The following is a 504-nucleotide window of genomic DNA, read 5'->3' on the forward strand; positions in this document are numbered from 1 at the left end:
CGGAAGGCCAGCGCCCGCACGCGATGCTGCCCCTCGGGCCACGTCGTCGGCAGGCCGCCGTGCTCGAGCGACGAGAAGTCGAGCCAGGGGGCGACGACCTCGCGCAGCACGGCCGGGCTCCGGAGCGCCCGCCACGCGGCATCCGGAGTGCAATCGAGCGTGAGTTTCAGCAGGACCCGCATGAGCCGAGAGTATGGCCAGCGGATGCCACGGCAAAGCACCGCGCGCGGATTCACGGCGGCCACCCGGCCGACGCGCAGCCTGCGCCGTGGTCCCAGCCGCGTCGCACCGGCACGTCCTAGACTCCGCCACATGGGCGAAGCACTGTGGTGGCTGCCGTCGCTCGTCGTGTTCGGCACGACCGCGCTCGTGATCGCGGGCGGGGTCGTCGGCGTGCGTCGGCTCGGCGTGCGACGGGAGCGTGCGGCGCTCGACGCCGGACGCGAAGTCGAGGTGCACGCGAAGGGCCTCATCGTGCAGGCCGACACGGCNGTGCGCGAGGCC

1 pseudogene is annotated in these 504 nt (G+C 73.8%); it reads right to left on the reverse strand.

The features are described from left to right. Positions 1 to 182 (reverse strand): annotated as a pseudogene (locus GH736_RS24295) (hypothetical protein); the annotation flags it as partial. Between the last annotated feature and the right edge of the window lie 322 nt (positions 183 to 504).

This window comes from Agromyces humi (assembly GCF_009720255.1).
Taxonomy (GTDB): Bacteria; Actinomycetota; Actinomycetes; order Actinomycetales; family Microbacteriaceae; genus Agromyces; species Agromyces humi.